The 22,283-nt window shown below is 68.1% G+C and carries 19 protein-coding genes, 1 other RNA gene and 1 pseudogene; 10 read left to right on the forward strand and 11 right to left on the reverse strand.

From position 1 onward, the window contains the following. Window positions 1–22: 22 nt before the first annotated feature. A complete protein-coding gene (dnaX, locus tag ACIGKL_RS17790; protein ID WP_397487796.1) occupies window positions 23–2,110 on the reverse strand; it encodes a DNA polymerase III subunit gamma/tau in 2,088 nt (695 codons plus the stop codon). 456 nt (window positions 2,111–2,566) lie between these two features. Here dnaX and ACIGKL_RS17795 point away from each other — a divergent pair, with 456 nt between their 5' ends. Continuing rightward, window positions 2,567–2,788, forward strand: a complete 222-nt coding sequence (locus ACIGKL_RS17795) for a hypothetical protein (protein WP_021443250.1) — start codon at window positions 2,567–2,569, stop codon at window positions 2,786–2,788. Between the two features lie 54 nt (window positions 2,789–2,842). After that, window positions 2,843–3,130, forward strand: a complete 288-nt coding sequence (locus ACIGKL_RS17800) for a DUF3509 domain-containing protein (RefSeq protein ID WP_397487797.1) — start codon at window positions 2,843–2,845, stop codon at window positions 3,128–3,130. 206 nt (window positions 3,131–3,336) lie between these two features. Here ACIGKL_RS17800 and ffs read toward each other — a convergent pair. The 3 genes and pseudogenes from ffs to ACIGKL_RS17815 form a co-directional block, all read right to left on the reverse strand. Continuing rightward, window positions 3,337–3,433, reverse strand: an RNA gene (gene ffs, locus ACIGKL_RS17805) — signal recognition particle sRNA small type. Window positions 3,434–3,536: 103 nt separating this feature from the next. Then, window positions 3,537–4,316: a methyl-accepting chemotaxis protein gene (locus tag ACIGKL_RS17810; RefSeq protein ID WP_397487881.1), complete on the reverse strand. Its 780-nt coding sequence runs from the start codon at window positions 4,314–4,316 to the stop codon at window positions 3,537–3,539. Between the two features lie 78 nt (window positions 4,317–4,394). Further along, a pseudogene (locus ACIGKL_RS17815) lies at window positions 4,395–5,171 on the reverse strand (MCP four helix bundle domain-containing protein); the annotation flags it as partial. Window positions 5,172–5,365: 194 nt separating this feature from the next. On the opposite strand from ACIGKL_RS17815, the gene ACIGKL_RS17820 reads away from it, so the two are divergent. The 4 genes from ACIGKL_RS17820 (at window position 5,366) to ACIGKL_RS17835 (ending at window position 11,137) form a co-directional block, all read left to right on the forward strand. Next, the gene (locus ACIGKL_RS17820) at window positions 5,366–6,973 is read left to right on the forward strand and encodes an esterase/lipase family protein (protein WP_397487798.1); all 1,608 of its coding nucleotides are present in this window, start codon (window positions 5,366–5,368) and stop codon (window positions 6,971–6,973) included. A gap of 128 nt (window positions 6,974–7,101) precedes the next feature. Further along, the gene (locus tag ACIGKL_RS17825; protein WP_021443254.1) at window positions 7,102–7,380 is read left to right on the forward strand and encodes an HU family DNA-binding protein; all 279 of its coding nucleotides are present in this window, start codon (window positions 7,102–7,104) and stop codon (window positions 7,378–7,380) included. Window positions 7,381–7,541: 161 nt separating this feature from the next. After that, window positions 7,542–8,804, forward strand: a complete 1,263-nt coding sequence (locus tag ACIGKL_RS17830; RefSeq protein WP_397487799.1) for a tetratricopeptide repeat protein — start codon at window positions 7,542–7,544, stop codon at window positions 8,802–8,804. Then, window positions 8,804–11,137 carry an EAL domain-containing protein gene (locus ACIGKL_RS17835; protein ID WP_397487800.1) on the forward strand — a complete coding sequence of 778 codons (2,334 nt, stop codon included), beginning with the start codon at window positions 8,804–8,806 and terminating at the stop codon, window positions 11,135–11,137. The genes ACIGKL_RS17830 and ACIGKL_RS17835 overlap by 1 nt, the downstream gene beginning before the upstream one ends. Before the next feature lie 23 nt (window positions 11,138–11,160). On the opposite strand, the gene ACIGKL_RS17840 is transcribed toward ACIGKL_RS17835, so the two are convergent. The 7 genes from ACIGKL_RS17840 to arcD all read right to left on the reverse strand — a co-directional run bounded on the left by ACIGKL_RS17840 (window position 11,161) and on the right by arcD (window position 17,108). Further along, complete coding sequence (locus tag ACIGKL_RS17840) at window positions 11,161–11,454, reverse strand: copper-binding protein (protein WP_397487801.1); 294 nt, start codon at window positions 11,452–11,454, stop codon at window positions 11,161–11,163. A 19-nt stretch (window positions 11,455–11,473) separates the two neighbouring features. Next, a complete protein-coding gene (locus tag ACIGKL_RS17845) occupies window positions 11,474–11,968 on the reverse strand; it encodes a plastocyanin/azurin family copper-binding protein (RefSeq protein WP_397487802.1) in 495 nt (164 codons plus the stop codon). Window positions 11,969–12,025: 57 nt separating this feature from the next. Further along, the gene (locus ACIGKL_RS17850) at window positions 12,026–13,438 is read right to left on the reverse strand and encodes a multicopper oxidase family protein (protein WP_397487803.1); all 1,413 of its coding nucleotides are present in this window, start codon (window positions 13,436–13,438) and stop codon (window positions 12,026–12,028) included. A 16-nt stretch (window positions 13,439–13,454) separates the two neighbouring features. Further along, window positions 13,455–14,855: a TolC family protein gene (locus ACIGKL_RS17855; protein ID WP_397487804.1), complete on the reverse strand. Its 1,401-nt coding sequence runs from the start codon at window positions 14,853–14,855 to the stop codon at window positions 13,455–13,457. Further along, window positions 14,842–15,141, reverse strand: a complete 300-nt coding sequence (locus tag ACIGKL_RS17860) for a hypothetical protein (RefSeq protein ID WP_397487805.1) — start codon at window positions 15,139–15,141, stop codon at window positions 14,842–14,844. The genes ACIGKL_RS17855 and ACIGKL_RS17860 overlap by 14 nt, the downstream gene beginning before the upstream one ends. A gap of 74 nt (window positions 15,142–15,215) precedes the next feature. After that, entirely contained in the window at window positions 15,216–15,611 is a 396-nt protein-coding gene (locus tag ACIGKL_RS17865; protein ID WP_397487806.1) for a hypothetical protein, read from the reverse strand. Between the two features lie 69 nt (window positions 15,612–15,680). Next, window positions 15,681–17,108, reverse strand: a complete 1,428-nt coding sequence (gene arcD, locus ACIGKL_RS17870) for an arginine-ornithine antiporter (protein WP_397487807.1) — start codon at window positions 17,106–17,108, stop codon at window positions 15,681–15,683. A gap of 204 nt (window positions 17,109–17,312) precedes the next feature. Here arcD and ACIGKL_RS17875 point away from each other — a divergent pair, with 204 nt between their 5' ends. From ACIGKL_RS17875 to ACIGKL_RS17890, 4 genes are all read left to right on the forward strand, one after another. Next, the gene (locus tag ACIGKL_RS17875) at window positions 17,313–17,999 is read left to right on the forward strand and encodes a hydrolase (RefSeq protein WP_397487808.1); all 687 of its coding nucleotides are present in this window, start codon (window positions 17,313–17,315) and stop codon (window positions 17,997–17,999) included. Between the two features lie 82 nt (window positions 18,000–18,081). Continuing rightward, complete coding sequence (locus ACIGKL_RS17880; RefSeq protein ID WP_397487809.1) at window positions 18,082–18,660, forward strand: antibiotic biosynthesis monooxygenase; 579 nt, start codon at window positions 18,082–18,084, stop codon at window positions 18,658–18,660. A 137-nt stretch (window positions 18,661–18,797) separates the two neighbouring features. Then, on the forward strand, window positions 18,798–20,639 hold the full coding sequence (locus tag ACIGKL_RS17885; protein WP_397487883.1) for an amidohydrolase: 1,842 nt from the start codon (window positions 18,798–18,800) through the stop codon (window positions 20,637–20,639). A 1-nt stretch (window position 20,640) separates the two neighbouring features. After that, entirely contained in the window at window positions 20,641–22,269 is a 1,629-nt protein-coding gene (locus ACIGKL_RS17890) for an MFS transporter (RefSeq protein WP_397487810.1), read from the forward strand. Window positions 22,270–22,283: the final 14 nt, after the last annotated feature.

A 22,283-nucleotide genomic window follows, 5' to 3' on the forward strand; every position in this document is an offset into this window, starting at 1 on the left:
CGGTATCCTCGGTGTTCGGGGGTTAACTGGGGGTGTCGATGGGTTCGATGCTGCCGTCGCGCACCTTGGCGGCGAACTGCTGGATCATCTGTTGCACCAGCGGATCGGCCTGGATCGACGCCTCGGCGCTGCGTTGGCGCTCGGCACGGCGACGCGCAGCGGCCTGCGCCGGGGTTTCCTGCTCGGGCTTGCGCAACTCGATGCGCAGCTTGATGGCGCGCCCCTGCTGCTGGTTCAGCGCATCGTTGAGGCGGCGTTGCTGGGTCGGGTTGAACAGCGCACTGTGCGCCGGGTCCAGGTGCAGCAACCAATCGTCGCCATTGGCTTCGATCAGCGTGCAGTTGGCGGCGATGCTGCCGGTCATGCCGCCCAGGCCAAGCTGCGGGAACAGCGCCAGCCACTCGGCGGCCAGGCCGGTGGCCGGTTTGGCCGCGGGCAGGGGTTCGGCGGCGGCCGGCGCCGCGACCTCGGTCTGGCCGAAATCGTAGTCCAGCGTCTCGGCGTCCATTTCCACATAGTCGTAATCGCCGAGCGGCGGCTCGTCCTCGTCGCCCTCCGCTGCGCCTGCCGCGGGCGGCTCGGCCGGTTCAGGCGGAGCCGGAGTTGCCGCTGGCGCTGCCTCGACCACTGGTTCGGCAGCCACGACGGCCGCCACGGGTTCGACCTGGGGCGCAGAGGGTGCCGCTTCGCTGGTCGGCGCGGCAAGCGCGGGCGCTTCCCAGGGCAGATCGACTGCAGCAGGCTCGGGCTCGGGCTCGGGCTCGGGCTCGGCGGGCAGCGTGGCGCCGATCGCTGCGCTCGGCGACTGAATCGGCTCGGGCTCGGCAACAGGCGCTGACGGGGCCGCGCTCACCGGTGCCGGCTCGGCAGGCGCCGGGGCACTGACAACGGCTGCGGCAGGCGCAGCGACAACGACGGCAGCCGACGCCGCCATAGCGGGGCCGGCCACTGGATCTGGTTGGGAATCAGCAGTGGCCTGGCTGATCCCCAAGGGCTTTAGCGTCACCCTCGGTGCGTCGTCGGCATCGGCCGGACGGAAGGCCAGCATGCGCAGCAGCACCATCTCGAAGCCGCCGCGTGGATCCGGCGCCAGCGGCAGGTCGCGACGGCCGATCAGGCCCATCTGGTAATAGAACTGCACGTCTTCGGCGGGCAGCGCCTGGGCCAGCTGCAACACCCGCTCGCGGTCGCCCTGGCCGTTGTCCACCGCCTCCGGCAGGGCCTGGGCGATGGCCACGCGGTGCAGGACGTTGAGCATCTCGGCGAGCACGCCGTTCCAGTCCGGGCCCTGTTCGGCCAGGTGGCGCACCGCCTCGATCAACGCACGGGCATCGCCCTCGATCAGCGCATGCAGCACGCCGTAGACCTGGCCGTGATCGAGGGTGCCGAGCATGGCGCGCACATCGGCGGCCAGCACCTTGCCCTCGCCGAAGGCGATGGCCTGGTCGGTCAGGCTCATGGCGTCGCGCATCGAGCCGTCGGCGGCGCGGCCGAGCAGCCACAGGGCGTCGTCCTCGAACGGCACGTTCTCGGCAGTCAGTACGTGAGTCAGGTGTTCGACCACCCGCTCCGGCGGCATGTTCTTCAGCGAGAACTGCAGGCAGCGCGACAGCACGGTGACCGGCAGCTTCTGCGGGTCGGTGGTGGCGAGGAGGAATTTGACGTGGGGCGGCGGCTCCTCCAGGGTCTTCAACAGGGCGTTGAACGAGCTGGTGGAAAGCATGTGCACTTCGTCGATCAGGTAGACCTTGAAGCGTCCGCGGCTCGGCGAATACTGCACGTTGTCGAGCAGTTCGCGGGTGTCCTCGACCTTGGTACGGCTGGCGGCGTCCACTTCGATCAGGTCGACGAAGCGCCCCTCGTCGATCTCCCGGCACACCGAGCAGCTGCCGCAGGGCGTGGAGCTGATGCCGGTCTCGCAGTTCAGGCACTTGGCGATGATCCGCGCGATGGTGGTCTTGCCCACCCCGCGAGTGCCGGTGAACAGGTAGGCGTGGTGCAAGCGCTGGCTGTCCAGGGCGTTGATCAGGGCCTTGAGCACATGGGTCTGGCCGACCATTTCGCGGAACGAGCGCGGACGCCATTTACGTGCAAGAACCTGATAACTCATGGAAAACCGTCGTATGAGGAAAGCAAAAGTGGGCTAATCCTAGCGGAGCGACCGGCAAATTGCATCCGCCGCCCGCGCCCGCCCTCTGGCACGCGGCACCGAGGAAAAATGTCGCTGGCTAATTCTTGACCAAGCCGTTACCATACGCCGCGTTCGTACCACGCTGTAAGTCATTCGGGCCTCGCGCCCTCTCGCTGGTTTCCCGGTTCAACGCGTAGCACGCCGCTGCTGCCGCCCTCCCCGATCCCACCTGCTGACTGATCAGGCCGACTCGCCACCCGGCGCAGTGCTTCGCCTGCCTCCGACGTACCGACCCGTTGAAGAACCGTAACATCGGAACTTTATCGTGCTAATCAAGCTCCGAGCAGGTTCATGCCGATGGCCGTAGCAGGCCGACCTCATGGAGCAATATTCCGCGCACTGACGCGCAGCTGTTTTTAGGAAGTACCCAGAAAAATGAATACTCAACATCAGATTCAGGATGCCATTGGCACCCTCACCCGCGCCTTCGCGCCCTTCGACTGCCGCATCCAGGCCACTCGCAAGGGCAGCTTCAGCTTCACCCTGGTCAACCAGGCCGGCATCGCCCAGTACAGCCAGCGGCTGTACCCCGGTCAGTACAGCGGTGAATCGCTGCAGCGTGTGATCGAGCGCACCAAACAGTCGCTGACCGCCTGAACTTACCCAGACTCCCCGGGTCACAGAGTGTCACCCTCAGGATGGAGTAAGGTCATGGAACTCACCAACCAGCAACTCGTCGAGCGCCTGTTCAGCCCGCTGCGCGCCAGTTTCAGCCCGCCGCGCCCGGATGGCAGCATCGTCCTCGCCCTGCTCGACGAGAGCGACAGCACCGTCTACAGCCGCGTGCTGGGCAAACCGCAGCTCGCAGACCGCGACGCCTTCGCCCAGAGCCTCGAGGAAATCCGCCTGGAGCTGGCGGTGCGCGCCGGCAATATCCCCGCCGACCTGCGCAAGACCCTCAAGGAACAGGACAGCGTGCTCAGCTATCGCCTGGCCTGAGTCTCGCAGACCGCAAAGCCCGCGCCCGTCGCGGGCTTTTTATGGCCTGCCATCCATGGCGGCCACCCTACGGGCCGTCGCTGCGCGACGTTAAAAATTTCTCCTGGAAATTTTTTCTTGGGCGCAGAGAGTTGCCGCCGAAGCGCGGACGCCTAAATAGTCGAAGGCTTGAAGAATCGGCGGACGCCGGAGAAACTGGAGGTGGACCCTACCAGCCACACCCCGGCACTCGATGTCACCGCTGCGGCTGCTCCCTTCCGGGCCTGACCGGGTTCACGGCTGATCAATGCGAGGGGACCGGCAGGGCCACCATAACGCTGCCCGCCTGGCGACGGGCCGCGCCATTGTAGCGACTAAACGCAAAGTTACAACCGCTTCAATCACTTAGATTAGTCGGTGGCCCTATTCAGACACGGAAACGGCCCACCAGCTGGGCCAGCCCATGGGACAGCTCGGACAGGTGCTGGCTGGCGCGGGTACTCTGCTCCGAGGTCTGCGCCGCCTCGTTGGAGAGGTCGCGGATATCGCTGATATTGCGCGCGATCTCCTCGGTGACGCTGCTCTGCTCCTCGCAGGCGGTGGCGATCTGCGCGGCCATGTCGTTGATGCGCTGCACCGAATCGCCGGTAACGCTCAGCGCCTGGTCGACCCCGGCGGCCTGTTCGACGCTCTGCCGCGCCCGCGCGCTGCCCGAATGGGTGGCCTTGACCGCATTCTGCACGCCGACCTGCAGGCGCTCGATCATCTGCTGGATGTCCTTGGTCGACTCCTGGGTGCGCGCCGCCAGGGCGCGCACCTCGTCGGCGACCACGGCGAAGCCGCGACCCTGCTCGCCAGCCCGCGCCGCCTCGATGGCGGCGTTCAGCGCCAGGAGGTTGGTCTGCTCGGCGATGCCCTTGATCACCGCCAGCACCGCGCCGATATTGGCGGTTTCCTGTTCCAGGGTCTGGATGGTGTCGGAGGCGCTCTCCACCTCCTGGGCCAGCTGGCGAATCGAATGGATGGTGGCGCCGACCACCTCGGCGCCCTCGCGCGACTGCACCTCGGCATGGCGCGCGGCATCGGCGGCGTTCTGCGCGTTGCGCGCCACCTCGTGCACCGCCGCGCTCATCTCGGTGGCGGCGGTGCTGACCTGATCCACTGCGGCATGCTCGCTGCTGATCAGCCGATCGTTGGCCGCGGCCATGCCGGCCAGGCTCTGCGCCGAGTCGGCCACCTCGCCGGTGACCCGGCCGACTTCCTTGATCAGCGGCTGCAGCTTGTCGAGAAAGCGGTTGAAGGCATGGCTGAGCTTGCCCAGCTCGTCCTTCGACAGCACGTCGAGGCGCACCCGCAGGTCGCCGTCGCCATCGGCGATCTGCTCGATGCGGTACAGCAGGTTGTGCAGCGGCCGGGTCACCAGCAGCGGAAAGCCCAGCACCAGCACCAGGCACACGCCCAGGCCGATGGCGATGATCAGCCCCTGCTGCCAGGCCAGTGCCTCGCCGCGGGCGATGGCGGCGGTGCCGACCGCGTTGGCGGCGCCGTCTTCCAGCTCGCCGAGCTTGTCGATAGCGGTGCGCGCCGCCTCGAACTGCGCCTCGCTGTCGCCGAAGCTGAGCCGGCTGGCGCCGTCCGGATCGCTGGCGGCCAGTTCCAGCACCCGCTGCGAGGTGGCCTTCCAGCGCGCGAAACCGCGGTCGAACTCGGCCACCAGCGCCAGCGCCTCGCTGCCCGGCTGCATGTCGGCGAACTTGTGCACGCGGTCGTAGGCCTGCTGCAGGTTCTCGGCATGGGCCGTCTTCAGTCCGGCGACATGCGCGCTGGCGCCTTCGCCCAGCAGGCTGCGCTCGGCGACGAAGGCCTGATAGAGGTCGCGGTCGGCGTTGAGCAGCAGGCTGATGGCGGGCAGATGGCGGTTGGTCAGGGTGGTGCTGGATTCGGCCATCTGGGCGATGCCGCGCATGCCGAGCACGCCCATGGTCACCAGCAAGGCGGCCAGCAACAGGATGGGCAAGGCGATTTTCCAGCGAAAGCCGAGGTCGGCGAAGGCACGCAGCATGATGGCACTCCGGTATCAGCCAGGTACCAGTAGCTTAGACGAGGCGCGCCGGTGCGCCGCCCGGCCGACCAAATGCCGCGACAAGCCGCGGCTTTCGGCTAGCCTTGGCTGGCATCCCGCGCAACTCGTCGCATCCCGCAGTCCGGCCCTGATGAGCAGTCCCGAGGCACGCGCGCACCCTCTCAGGAGCGCCCATGGCCAACCCGCACAGCCCCTTCCACCCGATCATCTACGTGCGCGGCTACGCCATGACGCCCGGCGAGATCGACCAGACCAGCGCCGACCCCTTCTGCGGTTTCAACCTCGGCTCCACCCTGTACCGCGCGGTGGCGGAGAAGACGCGCCAGCCGCGCAAGTTCGTCTTCGAGTCGCCGGTGATCCGCCTGGCCTCGGAGTTCGGCTACCAGGACGTGTACGAGGACGGCTACGACATCCTCGACCCGGAATGGGCGGCCAACCCGGACAACCGCATGGGCAGCCGTTCGATCATCGTCTACCGCTACTACGACGAGGCCTCGCGCCTGCTCGGCATCGGCAGCACGCCGAGCCTGGAGGTGTTCGCCGGCAAGCTCGGCGAGTTGATCCTCAAGGTGCGCGAGCTGGTCTGCGGCAACCCGAAGAACGCCATCGCCGCCGCGGACTTTCGCTGCTACCTGGTCGCCCACTCCATGGGCGGTCTGGTCTGCCGCGGCCTGCTGCAGAACCCCAAGCTCGACCCCAAGGGCGCGGCGCAGCTGGTGGACAAGGTGTTCACCTACGCCACCCCGCACAACGGCATCGACCTGCTCGGCATCAACCCGCCGAGCTGGCTGAGCCTGAGCGACATCAGCAATTTCAACCGCGAGCGCCTGGCCGGCTTCCTCGGCCTGGAGGCCGCCTACCAGGCCACCGAGCGGGTCGACTGGCTGCCCGAGGCGCGCTTTGCGTCCAAGCGCTTCTTCTGCATGGTCGGCACCAACCGCCTGGACTACGAGGCCGGCCTGGGCCTGTCGCGCACCTTCGCCGGCCACGGCAGCGACGGCCTGGTGCGCATCGACAACGCCACCCTGTGCGGCCTCGACGCCCAGGGCAAGCCGGCTGCGCCCTGCGCCAAGGCCTTCGCCTACCGCGCGCATTCCGGCTACTTCGGCATAGTCAACAGCGAGGAGGCCTACCAGAACCTCAGCCGTTTCCTGTTCGGCGACGTGCGCGTGGACATCTGGGCCGAGGTCGACGCCATCGCGCTGCCCAAAGAGCTGCGCAAGGCCGAGGCCCAGGGCCAGACGGTCAACGCCCTGTATCAGTTCGAGGTGCTCGCCGCGCCGCGCGGCAAGCTGTGGTACCTCAGCCGGCGCACCGCCGAGGAGGACTCGGTGGCCTGCCTGGCGCACCAGCACTGGCTCAAGGCGCCGCAGCAGCATGGCAAGCTATACCTCGGCAGCCTGTTTCTCGCCGACCGCGCGCGGGTCAACTCGCGGCGCAAGGGTCTGGCCTACACCCTGACGTTCAACGTGCGGGTGCCGGACTACGAGGTGGAGCGCAAACTCTGGATCAACCAGCACTACGAGGGCAGCTACCTGTTCCGCAACAGCCTGGTGCTGGAGATCACCCCGCCCGGCGCCGCCAGCGGCGACTGGCAGGTGCACCACGCCTGGCAGAACCAGGGCGTGCATGCCGCCAACCAGGTACTCGGCGGCACCCTGCAGGCCGACGGCAGCCTGGAAATTCGCCTGCCCTTCGACAGCGCCAGCGAGCCGGGCATCCGCGGCCAGCTGCGCTTTTTGCTCGCCCGCTGGAACCAGCAGCCCGGAGCCGGCGACTAATGCGAGTTCACCGCCGCGCCCGAGCGCCGGCTTTTGTGCTAGCGTTCCCCCCGCTTTCGGCCACAGCGCCCGGGCCAGCGAGGCCCGGCACCGCGGCCGAAACCCTCACCCGAAAATGGAGTTACATCATGGCAATCACCAAAGACCAACTGATCGGCGACCTGGCCGAGGCCATCGACCTGCCGAAGACCTCGGTACGCGCCCTGCTCGATCAGCTGGGCGAAATTGTCAGCGACGCGCTGGAAAACGACGGCGAGATCACCCTGCCCGGCGTCGGCAAGCTGAAGGTCAGCGAGCGCCCGGCACGCACCGGCCGCAACCCGCAGACCGGCAAGGCCATCGAGATCGCCGCGAAGAAGGTGGTCAAGCTGGTGCCGGCCAAGGCGCTGACCGACGCGCTGAACTGAGTCTCCGCCGGCCGCGGCTGCCATCAGCCGCGGTCGACTCCTGCCACACCCGCCCTCCCCGCGCGCACGCGCCATCGCCCTGTGCGGTTTTCGACTAGAGTGAACAGGCCGGCACGCAGACGCTGCCCGTCGCCTCGGCAGCCGTGAAGTTGGGGGGAACCGTGCGCACGCTGATCGCCTGTCTTTTCTGCCTACCCTGGTTGAGCGGCTGCTCGAGCCTGCCGCCGAAGGACGACCTGATCGCCAAATCGGCCGAGCTGCTGAGCAAGACCGGCGAGCTGATCAGCCGACAGGCGCAGAACCTGGGCAACTGGGGCGCCTCGCAACACAACGCGCAGTACGACCGGGAACTGGCGCAGCTGTTCGACCAACCCTATATCGCCCCGCTGACCCGTTACCTGAACCAGCATGGCAGCGACGCCAGCCGCGCCGAACACCTGCGCCAGGTGGTGGAAGAACGCCAGCGCCGCTGCCAGCAAGTCGCCAGCCGCTACGCCGAACGCGACAAGACCGCGGCCACGCTGCAACAGATGCGCGCCAGCTACGGCGACTCCTGCCCGGGGCAAATCGAACAGTTCGCCGCCCTGCTGCCGCCAGCCCGACCAGGCGCGACGCCGCGCCCCGCCGCCGACACTGCCAACACGGCTCAGACGCGCCCACGCACCGCGCCGGCAGCCGCGCCCGCCGCGGCCGGTATCGACCGCCAGCAGGCCAACGACTGCTACCTGCTGTTCACCATCAAGAACTACAGCCAGGCCCGCGACGCCTGCCTGGGGCCGGCCGAAGCCGGCGACGGCAAGGCGCAGTACAACCTGTCGGTGATCGCCAGCAGCCTCAAGCGCTACCCCGAGGCGCTGCACTGGGCGCGCCGCGCCGCCGAACACTCGCCCGACGGCAGCTACCAGCTCGGTCAGCTGTACCTGCGCGGCCAGGGCGTCGAACAGAACCCGGCCAGCGCCCTTAACTGGTTCGAGCAGGCCGCAGAGCAGGGTCTGGCACGGGCCCAGTACCAGAGCGCGCGGATGTACCAGCGCGGCCAGGGCGCCGCGCCGAACCCGAGCAAGGCCCGTCAACGCTTCGAACAGGCCGCGCGCCAGGGTCATCGCGACGCGCAGCTGGCCCTCGGCCTGCTCTACCTGCACGGCGAGGGCGTCGCCGTCGACAACGGCAAGGCGCGCGACTGGCTGCTGCGCGCCGCGCGCCAGGGCAGCGCCGCGGCGCAGTACCAACTCGGCGAGCTGTATGCCGAAGGCCGCGGCGTACCCGCCGATACCGCGGCCGCCTATGTCTGGCTGAGCCTGGCCAAAGACAACGGCGAGCCGCGTGCTGCGGCTAGGCTGCAGCAGCTGCGCGTGCAGCTCGACGATGGCCAGATCGCCCAAGCCCAGCTGCAGGTGCGCCGGGCCCTGGAGCAGCAGCGCTGATGCTCGCCCTGCCCCGACTGCCCGGCGTGCCGCTGAAATCCTCGAAGCAACTGCTGATGCTGCTGGTTCTGCTGCTGGTGGCGCTGTTCATCGCGGCGATGTGGGTGATGTCTTCGCTCAACCTGGACTTCTCCCAGCGCGCCATGGCCGAGCTGCGCCGCGGCCAGATCGAGGGCAGCTTCTACGCCAACCTCGGCCGCATCAACGGCCACCACCGGCGCATGGAGCAGCACACCGAGAACCTCGCGCGCATCGGCGAGTTGCTGCAGCGCAATGCGCTGGCCGACGAACTGGCGGCGCAGCTGGAGCAGAAGCTGCGCGATTTTCCCGATGCCTTCGGCGTCGGCCTGTGGTACGAGCCGGGGCGTTTTCCGGCGCTGGGCGAAGCCCCCGGAATCTATGCCCACTGGAGCGCCGACCGGCGCATCGAGGTGCGCCGCCAGGCCGGCGACCCACGCCGGCAGGACTGGTACCGCAGCCTGCTGCCCAGCGAGCAGGATCGCAGCCAGGCCCTGGCCGAACCGCTACTCTGGAGCGCCGCCTACTACAACCCGCTGCCGGATGCCGCGGTGATCACCCTGGCCACCCCGCTGCACGACCGTCGCGGACGCATCATCGGCCTGGCCAGCAGCGACTGGCGCAGCGAGGACGTGGTGCGCCTGATCAGCGACATCAAGCTCACCCCCAACACCTTTTCCTTCCTGCTCGACCGCGACAACCGCAAGCTGAGCAGCCTCAGCGAGCAGGAAGACACCCCGGCCGCGCAGCGCATCATGGACGCCATCCTCGCCGAACAACTGGCCCGCGCCGCCGCGCCCGGGGCGAACGGCGGCGAACGCGCACCGCTGTACAGTCGCGAGCTGCAGATCGACGGCGAGCGCTATGCCCTGCTGTTCGCCATGACCCGCGCCGGCATGCTGTTCGGCCTCGGCGTGCCGCAGAACGAGATCGACGCGGTGCTGGCGCCGATGCGCCAGAGCAACCTGCGCATCCTCGCCGTCACCGGGCTGGTGCTGCTGGTGCTCGGCGCCCTGCTGCTGCGCCTGATCGCCAGCACCATGCGCCAGCTGGAGGCGTCCTACACCGACCCGCTGACCCAACTGCCGAACCGCGCCCGCCTGCTGCTCGACCTCGGGCGCACGCCGCGGCCGAGCCTGATCCTGCTCAACCTGGACGCCTTCAAGGAGATCAACGGCTTCTATGGCCACACCTGCGGCGACCAGATCCTCCGCCACCTCGGCGCGCACCTGAGCCAGCACCTGCGCCTCGATGCCGGCCAGGCGCGCCTGTACCGCCTGACCGCCGACGAGTTCGCCGTGCTGCTGCCGCGCCACAGCGGCGAGCAATTGGAGGCGCGCATGGCCGAGCTGGGCGCCTTTATCCAGCGCCAGCGCCTGGACTGGCAGGGCCAGGAGATCGGTTTCAACGCCACCCTCGGCGCCGCCAGCCTCAGCGCCGACGAGGCGCGCCAGGGCCGCGACAGCCTGCTCGCCTCGGCCGCCATCGCCCTCAAGCTGGCGCGCCTGCAGCAAAAGAATCACCTGCTCTACGACCCGGCGCTGAAGATCCGCGAGGAGTACGAACAGAACCTGCTGTGGGCCAACAAGGTCAAGGCGGCGCTGCAGGACGACCGGCTGCTGCCCTATTTCCAGCCGATCCACGACAACCGCAGCGCCAGCATCGACAAGTTCGAGTGCCTGGTGCGCATGCGCGACGACGACGGCCAGGTGATCAACCCGGGGCGTTTTCTCGGCGTGGCGAAGAAGATCCGCCTGCACCGGCAGATCACCCGGGTGATGCTGGACAAGTGCTTCGAGCGCTTTCGCGAGCTGCCCTACGAATTTTCCCTCAACCTGTCCTACGAGGACCTGATCGACCCCGAGCTGAGCCGGGCGATCAAGCTCAAGCTGCAGCAGAGCGGCATCGGCCCGCGGCTGATCTTCGAAATCCTGGAGTCCGAGGGCATCGACAACTACAGCCAGGTGCGCGCCTTTATCGACGAGGTCAAGGCACTCGGCTGCCGCATCGCCATCGACGACTTCGGCACCGGCTACAGCAACTTCGAGCACCTGCTGCGGCTCAACGTCGACCTGATCAAGATCGACGGCAGCCTGATCCGCCAGCTCGACAGCGACCCCGACGCCTACGCCGTGACCCAGGGCATCGTGCAGTTCGCCCGCAGCCTGAAGATGCAGACGGTGGCCGAGTTCGTGCATTCGGCGGCGGTGCAGGAGAAGGTGCTGGCCCTGGGCATCGACTACTCCCAGGGCCAGCATATCGGCATGCCGCAGGCGCAGCTGCAGACCGCCGCGGCGCCGCAGCCACAGCGCTGAGCGAGGCTGCGGCAGAACGCCGGCTACTCGACTACCTGCAACTCGGTGACGATATAGCGGTTGCCTTCCTGGCGCGCCTGGAAGCGCACCTGATCGCCGGCCTCGACGCCCTCGAGCAGACTGGCCGGCTGCACCTCGAAGACCATGGTCATCGGCGGCATGCCGATGCTGGCGATGGGACCGTGGCGCAAGGTGATTTTCTGCGTGGCGGCGTCCACCTTGCGCACCTCGCCCTGGCTCAGCGGCGCGGGGTCGGCGGCCTGCAGCGGCAGGCTGAACAGGGCGGCCAGGGCCGCGATCATCAGTGGCTTCTTCATGCGTATTTCCTCTCTTAGGTCAGTCGGCCAGCACCCGAATGGTGCCAACCATGCCGGCCTGGTAGTGGCCGGCGATCAGGCAGGCGAAATCGAATTCGCCGACGCGGTTGAAGGTCCAGATCATCTCGCCGCTCTGCCCCGGCGCGATGTGGGCCATATAGGGCTCGTCGTGCTCCATGCCGGGAAACCTGGCCATCAGCGCGGCGTGCTCGTCCAGTTCGGCGCGGGTGCCGATGACGAACTCATGGAGCATCTGCCCGTCGTTGCGGTGGACGAAACGGATGGTCTCGCCCTGCCTGACCTGCAGATGGTCCGGGGTGAAGCGCATCTGGTCGGTCATGCGGATCTCGATGGTGCGGTCGACCTGCGCCGCATCGCCGGCGATGCCCCAGGGTTTCTGCTCCTTGATCGTCGCGGCGGCCTGATGGCCCTTGTGCGCCTCGCTGTGGGCCAGCGCCGCCGGGCTGCCCAGTAATCCGCCCAGGGTCAGTACCAGTAGCTGTAGTGATTTCATCGATGCATTTCCTCAAATTGCGTTATGGCCGGGCGGCACATGCCAACCCGATCCCCGTCAATGCCCGGCATGCCCGCCCGGCTTGCGTACCTGCACTTCCACCGGCGCTTCGAGCGGCTGCTTGAGCGGCATCGACTGGCCACCGCCGTCGTGCGAGCGGCTCGGGCTGGCCAGTGCGCCCTTCCACTCATGGGCCACCGTGCCGGCCGGATGCTTGAACCAGCCCGGGTCGCGGTAGTCGCCGGCGGCCTGCTCCTTGCGCACCTTGAGCATGGTGAACATGCCGCCCATCTCCACCGAGCCGAACGGGCCGTCGCCGGTCATCATCGGCACGGTGTTGTCGGGTAGCGGCATCTGCATCTCCGCCATGTCGGCCATGCCGCGCTCGCCCATCACCATGTAGTCCGGCACCAGTTTGGCGATCTTGCGGGTCATGTCGCGATGATCGACGCCGACCAGGGTCGGCACGTCGTGGCCCATGGCGTTCATGGTGTGGTGGCTCTTGTGGCAGTGCAGCGCCCAGTCGCCCTCCTCGTCGGCGATGAACTCGAGCTGGCGCATCTGCCCCACCGCCACGTCGGCGGTCACCTCCGGCCAGCGCGAGCCGACCGGGGTCGGCCCGCCGTCGGTGCCGGTGACCTCGAACTCGTGACCGTGCAGGTGGATCGGGTGGTTGGTCATGGTCAGGTTGCCGACGCGCAGGCGCACCCGCTCGCCCTGGCGCGCCACCAGCGGGTCGATGCCGGGAAACACCCGGCTGTTGAAGGTCCACAGGTTGAAGTCGAGCATCTGCATGATCTTCGGCGTGTAGGCACCCGGCTCGATGTCGTAGGCGCTGAGCAGGAAGCAGTAGTCGCGGTCCACCTCGCTGATCAGCGGATGATGCTCCTTGGGGTGGGTGACCCAGAAGCCCATCATGCCCATGGCCATCTGCGTCATCTCGTCAGCGTGCGGGTGGTACATGAAGGTGCCGGGGCGACGGGCGACGAACTCGTAGACGAAGGTCTTGCCCACCGGGATCGCCGGCTGGGTCAGGCCCGCCACACCGTCCATGCCGTTGGGCAGACGCTGGCCGTGCCAGTGGATGCTGGTGTGCTCGGGCAGCTTGTTGGTGACGAAGATGCGCACCCGGTCGCCCTCCACCACCTCGATGGTCGGCCCCGGCGACTGGCCGTTATAGCCCCACAGGTGGGCCTTGTAGCCGGGCGCCAGCTCGCGTACCACCGGCTCGGCGACCAGGTGGAACTCCTTGACGCCGTTGTTCATGCGCCACGGCAGGGTCCAGCCGTTGAGGGTGACCACCGGGTTGTAGGGCCGCCCGCTGCCCGGCTGCAGCGGCGGTTGGGTGTCGGCGCTGGCCTGCAGCACCGGCTCGGGCAGGGCCGCCATGGCCACCCGGCTGACCGCCGAGGTGGCCACCGCAGCGCCGATGGCGCTGGCCCCGAGAAAGAAATCGCGTCGTGAAACCATCTGGGAATTTCCTTGTTCAGTGGCCGGCGGCGGCCGGCTCGGCAGCAGCGGCAGGCGCCGCGCCGAGCGAGGGATTGGGCGCGCCCAACAGGGCCATGTCGAGGTCGGCGCGAGCCAGCCAGAAGTCGCGTTGCGCCTGCAGGTAGCCGTCCACCGCCTGCACCTGACGGCGCGCATCGGCGAGCAGGTCGAAGGTGCTGATGAACATGCCGTTGTAGCGCAGCAGGTTTTCCTCGGCGATGCGCTGGCGCAGCGGCAGCACCTCGGCGCGGTAGTGCTGCGCCAGCTCGAAGGCGTTGCGGTAGGCGTGGTAGGCCTCGCGCACCTGCGAGCGGGCGTTGATCGCCGTCTCGGCGGCGCGGTTGAGCGCCTGGCGATACTGCGCCTCGACCCGCGCCACCTTGGCACCGCTCCAGTCGAACAGCGGCAGCTCGACGCTGATCTCGTAGCCGCGCTGGGTCGGCTCCTCGTTTGAGCGGTTGTTGACCACGCCCAGCTCCAGCACGTTGATGAAGCGCGTGGTGCGGGTCAGACCGAGGTTCTGCGCCAGGCGCTCGGCATCCAGGCGCACGGCCTGGATGTCCTGGCGCTGGCTCATGGCCAGGCGCTCCACGTCCGGCAACTCGTCCGCGTTTTTCGGCAGCGCCGGCAGGCGTTCGGGCAGGCGGTAGTCGAGCTGCTCACCCCACAGGCCGAGCAGTCGGGTCAGCTGCTCGCGGCTGCGCACCCGCGCCTGTTCGGCCTGCAACAGGCCGATGCCGGCCTCGGCGTAGAAGTTCTGCTGCTCGGCCTGCTGCAGCTTGCTGAAGTTGCCCACTGCGGCCAGGCGCCGGGCCAGCTCGGCGCCGGCTTCGGCGGCGTCCAGCACCTGCCGCGCGTAGACCAGGCTCTCCTCGGCGGCGACCGCCTGGTACCAGGCCTTGCGCGTCTCGCTGGCCAATTCGAACACCGCCAGGCTGGTCTGCCGCTGCAGCTGCTCGAAGCGCCGGCCTTCCAGGCGCGAGGTCAGCGGCAGGGCGATCAGGCGCGCCAGGTTCAGGTGCAGGCCGCGCTCGTATTCGACCTCGCTGCCCTTCTCCAGGCGGCCGTAGGAGAAGCCGGGATTGGGCAGGCGCCCGGCCTGCACGCGCTCGGCCTCGCCGATGCCCAGCTCGTCGAAGGACGCCTGCAGGCCGCGATTGTTGAGCAGCGCCAGCTGCACCGCGGCGTCCAGGCTCAGGGGTTCGGCCAGCAGCTCGGCGACGCGCGCCTCGATCTGCCCGCGCCCGGCCTCGTCGCGCGCCCACAGCAGCTGCTTGTCCAGCTGGCGCTCGGCGTTTTGCTGCACCGGGTCGAAACCGCCGTCCTGGCTGAAGCCGGCGCAACCGGCCAACAGCAGCGCGGCGCAGAGCAGCACGGTGGATTTAATGGTGGTCATGGCCACCTCCCTCGGCGGGCTCGGCACCCTGCTCGGCCGGCTGCTCCCAGCCCTCCATGCTGTAGGTGCGCCAGCCGCCGATACGGCCGACCAGATCGTTGGCCGCGCGCCAGTCCTGCAACGGCTCGTCGGCCTGGGCGCGGTAGTGCTGCAAGGGTGAACGGTAATCCTGCGCCGGCACGGCGGCGTTGGCGTCCAGCGGGTCGGGCTGGGCCGCCATCAGGCTGCCAGGCAGCGCCAGGGCGGCGATGCCCAGCAGCCATCCGGCAAGGGAATGCAAAGTCATGATGTGTTCTCGCGTACGGCGGCCAGACGGCCGCGTGAGCTACAGGCGCCGCAGGACGGCGCTATCTAAGGGGCTCAGGCGAGAGAAAGACGCGGGGGGCGTTCGGGCGTGTCGGCCACGCCGACGACGAGGCGCTCGGGCCAGGCTGTAGCCGGCTCGACGGCTTGCAGGGCAGAGTTGTTCAGAAACGGCTGGCTGGGCGCGGCGACACCGACGCAAAAGGCGCACAGGGTACAGAGGCTTCCATCGCCGGGAGCCTCGCTGCTGGCAGCAGGCGCGTCATCCTGATGCGCGTCATGCGCGCTATCGGCCGTCATGTCGTGGTGCTCGCCATGCTCGCTGCCGCTCATCTGCAGGGCGCCGCTGCGATGCACCTGCTCGCACAACTGCATGCCGAGCGCCGCCATGGCCTGTGCCGGCAGGGCCAGCATCAGCATCCAGATCAGGGCGGTACGCAGGGATTTGCGCATGGGGGTCGCGAGGCCAGAGTCAGAGGGCGATGGGGCGGATTATCCGCGCGCTGGCCGCTTTGTCCAGCACTACAAGCTCAGATGCCCGGCATACAGGCCGTAGCCGGCCAGCGCGGCGGTCAGCAATACGGCGGCGAAGATCGGCCATTCGAAGCGGGTGAACAGCATCTGCCCCTGCTCGCGCTTGGCCTTGAGAAACAGCAGCACCCCCGGCGCATAGAGCAGCGCCGACAGCAGCAGGTACTTGACCCCGCCGGCATACAGCAGCCAGATCGCGTAGCCCACCGCCAGCAGGCCAATCGCCAGATCCTTGCGGCGTAGCCTGGCCTGGTCTTCGTAGGTTTCGCCGCGCAGCGCCAGCAGCAGCGCATAGACCGCCGACCAAAGGTAGGGCACCAGGATCATCGACGAGGCCAGGTAGATCAGCGACAGGTAGGTGCCCTGGGAAAACAGGGTGATCAGCAGAAACAGCTGGATCATGCCGTTGGTCAGCCACAGCGCGTTGACCGGCACCTGGTTGGCGTTTTCCCGGCGCAGGAAGGCCGGCATGGTGCCGTCCTTGGCGGAGACGAAGAGGATTTCGGCGCACAGCAGCGCCCAGGACAGCAGCGCACCGAGCAGCGACACCGCCAGGCCGATGCTGATCAGCACCGCGCCCCAGCGCCCCACCACATGCTCCAGCACCCCGGCCATGGACGGGTTCTGCAACGCAGCCAGCTCGGGCTGGCTCATCACCCCCAGCGACAGCAGGTTGACCAGCATCAGCAGCGCCAGCACGCCGAGAAAGCCGATCACCGTGGCCTTGCCCACATCGCGGCGGCGCTCGGCGCGCGACGAGTACACGCTCGCCCCTTCGATGCCGATGAACACGAACACGGTGACCAGCATCATGTTGCGCACCTGCTCCAGCACGCCGCCGAACTGCGGATTGCTGCGGCCCCAGATGTCACGGGTGAAGATGTCGCGGTCGAAGGCCAGGCCGACGATGACGATGAACAGCAGGATCGGCACCAGCTTGGCCACGGTGGTGATCAGGTTGATCAGCGCCGCCTCCTTGATGCCGCGCAGCACCAGGGCATGCACGCACCACAGCAGCACCGAGGAACAGGCGATGGCCAGCGGCGTATTGCCCTGGCCGAAGACCGGGAAGAAGTAACCCAGGGTGGAGAACAGCAGGACGAAGTAGCCGACATTGCCCAGCCAGGCGCTGATCCAGTAGCCCCAGGCCGAGGAAAACCCCATGTAATCGCCGAGGCCCGCCTTGGCGTAGACGTACACCCCGCCATCGAGCTGCGGCTTGCGGTTGGCCAGGTTCTGAAAGACGAAGGCCAGCGCCAGCATGCCCACCGCGGTGATGCCCCAGCCGATCAGCACGGCGCCGACATCGGCCCGTGCGGCGATATTCTGCGGCAGCGAGAAGATCCCGCCACCGACCATCGAGCCCACCACCAGCGCGGTCAGCGATCCCAGGCCCAGCTTGCGACTTTCCCCTGTCATGCACATCCCCCAGGCAATCCCTGCACTCACTCTAGCAGCCCCCCTGCGTCGTGCCGGTCGACAAAGCTCGGCACAGCCCTGTGCCAAAACCGCAGTTCCATCCAATCCAGGCGACGACCGCTCTGCAATAGTCCTTGCGTCTACCCGACGGTAACGACCGACGGGATGCGTGCATCGTCCACCGCCCCCCAACAGGTAACCGCTATGAGCAATCCAAAAACCGAAGTCCTGACCCCGCACAACTGCCAGCTGATCTTCATCGACCAGCAGCCGCAAATGGCCTTCGGCGTGCAGAGCATTGACCGGCAAACCCTGAAGAACAACACCGTGGGCCTGGCCAAGGCGGCCAAGATCTTCAACGTGCCGACCATCATCACCACGGTCGAGACCGAAAGCTTCTCCGGTCACACCTACCCCGAACTGCTCGCCGTATTCCCCGACGCGCCGCTGCTCGAGCGCACCTCGATGAACTCCTGGGACGACCAGAAAGTCCGCGACGCGCTGAAGAAGAACGGCCGCAACAAGGTCATCGTTTCCGGCCTGTGGACCGAGGTGTGTAACACCACCTTCGCCCTCTCCGCCATGCATGACGCCGGCTACGAGATCTACATGGTCGCCGACGCTTCCGGTGGCACCTCGCAGGCCGCCCACGACTACTCCATGCAGCGCATGATCCAGGCCGGCGTGGTGCCGGTGACCTGGCAGCAGGTACTGCTGGAATGGCAGCGCGACTGGAAGAACCGCGACACCTACGACGCCGTCATGGCCCTGGTCAAGGAACACTCCGGTGCCTACGGCATGGGCGTGGACTACGCCTACACCATGGTGCACAAGGCGCCGGAGCGTGTGCAGCACGGCCCGACCCTGGCCCCGGTGGCAGCCCCCATCTGAGCCGATGACGGCCGAGCCGGCGCCGCGCCCCGCCGCACGTCACCGGCTCGGCAAGACCCAGGCCACGCGCAGAGTCTCCAGCATGAGCGAGACGCAACAGGAAACCGTCACCCTGGTGGTGCGCCACCAGGTGCGCCCCGACCATGTGCCGCGTTACGAGGCCTGGCTACGGCGCATCATCGCCACCGCCAGCCAATGCCCAGGCCACCTCGGCGTGGACGTGGTGCGCAGCCGTCAGGCCAGCCTGGCGCAATTCACCTGCGTGCTGCGTTTCGCCGGCCTGCAGCAGTTGCAGAACTGGACCGACTCCGAACAAAGGCGCCAGTTGATCGCCGAGATCGAGCCGCTGCTGCGCGCCGGCGACCAGCTGGAGATCGCCCAGGGCAAGGAATTCTGGTTCATGCCGGAAAGCGCGCAGACGCCGCCGCCCCGCTGGAAACAGGCCTGCGTCACCTTCCTGGTGATCCTGCCGCTGAGCCTGCTGGTGCCGCTGCTCTGGCAACCCCTGTTTCAGCTCGCTCCCTGGCTCGGCGGCTACCTGCCGAGCAACGTCGTGATCACCCTGAGCATCGTCCTGCTCGTGGTGTACCTGTTCATGCCCATGGCCACGCGGCTGTTCGCCGCCTGGCTGAGCCCAACCGCAGACGAGGATCGACCATGAGCCAGGATCCCTCCGACCCGAAACGTCGCCATTTTCTCGCCACCAGCAGCGTGCTCGGCGCCGCCGGGGCGCTGTGGTCCACCCTGCCCTTCGCCGCCTTGTCCGGCGACTCATCCGCCAGTTCACAAGGAGGCAACATGAGTGCCGACCTCATTCTCTACAACGGCCGCCTGCACACGGTCGACCGCGAAAAACCCCAGGCCAGCGCCGTGGCCATCAAGGACGGGCGCTTCGTCGCCGTCGGCAGCGATGCCGAAGCCATGGCCCTGCGCGGCGATGCCACCCGCGTCATCGACCTGCAGAAACGCACGGTGATTCCCGGCCTCAACGACTCGCACCTGCACCTGATCCGCGGCGGCCTCAACTACAACCTGGAGCTGCGCTGGGAGGGCGTGCCGTCGCTGGCCGACGCCCTGCGCATGCTCAAGGAGCAGGCCGGCCGCACGCCGACGCCGCAGTGGGTGCGCGTGGTCGGCGGCTGGACCGAATTCCAGTTCGCCGAGAAACGCCTGCCGACCCTGGATGAGCTGAACCGAGCGGCACCGGACACCCCGGTGTTCGTCCTCCACCTCTACGACCGCGCCCTGCTCAACCGCGCCGCGCTGCGCGCCGTGGGCTACGACAAGAACACGCCGAACCCGCCCGGCGGCGAGATCCAGCGCGATGCCAGCGGCCAGCCCACCGGCATGCTGATCGCCCGGCCCAATGCGCTGATCCTCTACGCCACCCTGGCCAAGGGCCCGAAGCTGCCGCTGGAGTATCAGGTCAACTCCACCCGCCAGTTCATGCGCGAGCTCAACCGCCTGGGCGTGACCAGCGCCATCGACGCCGGTGGCGGTTACCAGAACTACCCGGACGACTACCAGGTGATCCAGGAGCTGGCCGACAAGGATCAGCTCAGCGTGCGCATCGCCTACAACCTGTTTACCCAGAAGCCCAAGGAAGAGCTGACCGACTTCAAGAACTGGACCAGCAGCGTCAAGCTGCACCAGGGCGATGATTTCCTCCGCCATAACGGAGCCGGCGAGATGCTGGTGTTCTCCGCCGCCGACTTCGAAGACTTTGTCGAACCGCGCCCAGACCTGGCGCCGAGCATGGAAGCCGATCTGGAGCCGGTGGTGCGTCATCTGGTCGAACAGCGCTGGCCGTTCCGCCTGCACGCCACCTACGACGAATCCATCTCGCGCATGCTCGACGTGTTCGAGAAGGTCGACCGCGACATGCCATTCAACGGCCTGCCCTGGCTGTTCGACCACGCCGAGACCATCAGCCCGCGCAACATCGAACGCGTACGCGCGCTCGGTGGCGGTATCGCCATCCAGCACCGCATGGCCTTCCAGGGCGAGTACTTCATCGACCGCTACGGCGCCAAAGCCGCAGAAGCTACCCCGCCGATTCAGCGCATGCTGGCCAAAGGCGTGCCAGTCGGCGGCGGCACCGACGCCACCCGCGTGGCCAGCTACAACCCCTGGACGGCGCTGTACTGGCTGGTCAGCGGCAAGACGGTCGGCGGCACCACGCTCAACCCGCAGGGGCTGCCGCGTGACACCGCGCTGCAGCTGTTCACCCATGGCAGCGCCTGGTTCTCCAGCGAACAGGGCAAGAAGGGCCAGATCAAGGTGGGCCAACTGGCCGACCTGGTGGCGCTGAGCGCGGACTTCTTCAGCGTCGAGGAAGAGCAGATCAAGTGGCTGGAATCGGTGCTGACCATCGTCGGCGGCAAGGTGGTGCATGGCACCGGCGAGTTCGACAAACTCGCCCCGCCCACGCTGCCGGTACTGCCGGACTGGTCACCGGTGGCCATGGTGCCAGGGCACTGGAAGCCGGCAGCGGCGCCCATGGCCGCCAGCATCCACCAGTGCATCGGCGCCTGCGCGGTGCATCAGCACCAGCACGACCGCGCGCGCCGCAGCAATGTGCCGGTGAGCGACCATCAGGGCTTCTGGGGCGCCTTCGGCTGCTCCTGCTTTGCCTTCTGACATGGCCAGCGATAAACCTTCGCCCTGGGGCGCACTCAAGCACAGCACCTTTCGCTGGCTGTGGCTGGCCAGCATCGCCTCGAACATCGGCACCTGGATGCACGAGGTGGGTGCCGGCTGGCTGATGACCAGCCTGTCGGCCAACCCCATGCACGTGGCGCTGGTACAGGTCGCAGGCTCCGCGCCGATGTTCCTCCTGGCGCTGCCGGCCGGCGCCATGGCCGATATCGTCGACAAGCGCCGCTACCTGCTCGGCGTGCAGTTGTGGATGGCGGCGGTGGCGACGCTGCTGGCGGTGCTGACCCTGCTCGGGCTGACCACGGTCTGGCTGCTGCTGGGCATGACCCTGGCCATGGGCGTCGGCACCGCGCTGATGATGCCGGCCTGGTCGGCGCTGACGCCGGAGCTGGTAAGCAAGCGCGACCTGCCCTCGGCCATCGCCCTGTCCAGCCTCGGCATCAATGTCGCCCGTGCGCTCGGGCCGGCCATCGCCGGGGTGCTGGTCAGCTTGAGCGGCCCCTGGGCGACCTTCGCCCTCAACGCCCTGTCGTTCTTCGCGGTGATGGCGGTGCTGCTGACCTGGAAGCGCGAGCGCCAGGTCGCCAGCTTCCCGGCCGAACGCCTGCTGGGTGCCATGCGCGCCGGCTGGCGCTACAGCCGCGCCTCGAAACCGCTGCAAGCGGTGCTGGTACGCGCGGCGGCCTTCTTCGTCGGCGCCAGCGCCGGTATGTCGCTGCTGCCATTGATCGTGCGCGGCGAGCTGCAGGGCAGCGCCAGCGACTTCGGCCTGATGCTCGGCAGCGTCGGCGTCGGTGCAGTACTTGGCGCCACCTTGCTGCCGCGCGTGCGCGAGCGCATCAGCAGCGACCGCCTGGTGCTGCTGGCCAGCCTGCTCTACGCCCTGGTGCTGCTGGCCCTGGCCAGCCTGCGCCACTTCGCCGCCCTGCTGCCGGTGATGCTGCTCAGCGGCGCGGCCTGGATCGCCGTGCTATCGAGCCTGCAGGTCGCGGCGCAGACCTCGGTGCCGGACTGGGTACGGGCGCGGGCGCTGTCGGTCTATATCCTGGTGTTCTTCGGCAGCATGGCCGCCGGCGGCGCGCTGTGGGGCTTCGTCGCCAGCCAGGCGTCGATTCCGCTCGCCATGTTCGCCGCGGCCGGTTGCCTGGCGCTGGGTGGGCTGCTCACGCCGCGTTTCCCGCTGCCGGTTACCGAGGCCGAGGATCTCGCCCCGTCGCTGCACTGGCCGGCGCCGATCCTCGCCGACGAAGCCGACCTCGAGCGCGGCCCGGTGATGGTCACCCTGCACTACGACATCGCCCCGGAGCAGGCCGCCGCCTTTCGCCAGGCGATGAGCGAGGTGGCGCGCATGCGTCGGCGCAACGGCGCGTTCTCCTGGGGCCTGGTGCAGAGCAGCGAGAACCCGCGCCACTGGCAGGAGTTCTTCTTCGACGAGTCCTGGCTCGAACACCTGCGCCACCACGGCCGGGTCACCCGCGCCGAGCAACGCATCGAGGCGGCGGCCAGGCAGTTCCAGAGCGCCGGGGTTGCGATACGCATCGACCACTTCCTGACGCCGGGCAAGCAGGCGGCGGAACCTGCGCAAGCGCAGCATGCCGCCGGCCGGCCATAACGGCACAGCGCAGT

It is taken from the genome of Pseudomonas sp. NPDC077186, assembly GCF_044543505.1.
Lineage (GTDB): Bacteria > Pseudomonadota > Gammaproteobacteria > Pseudomonadales > Pseudomonadaceae > Aquipseudomonas.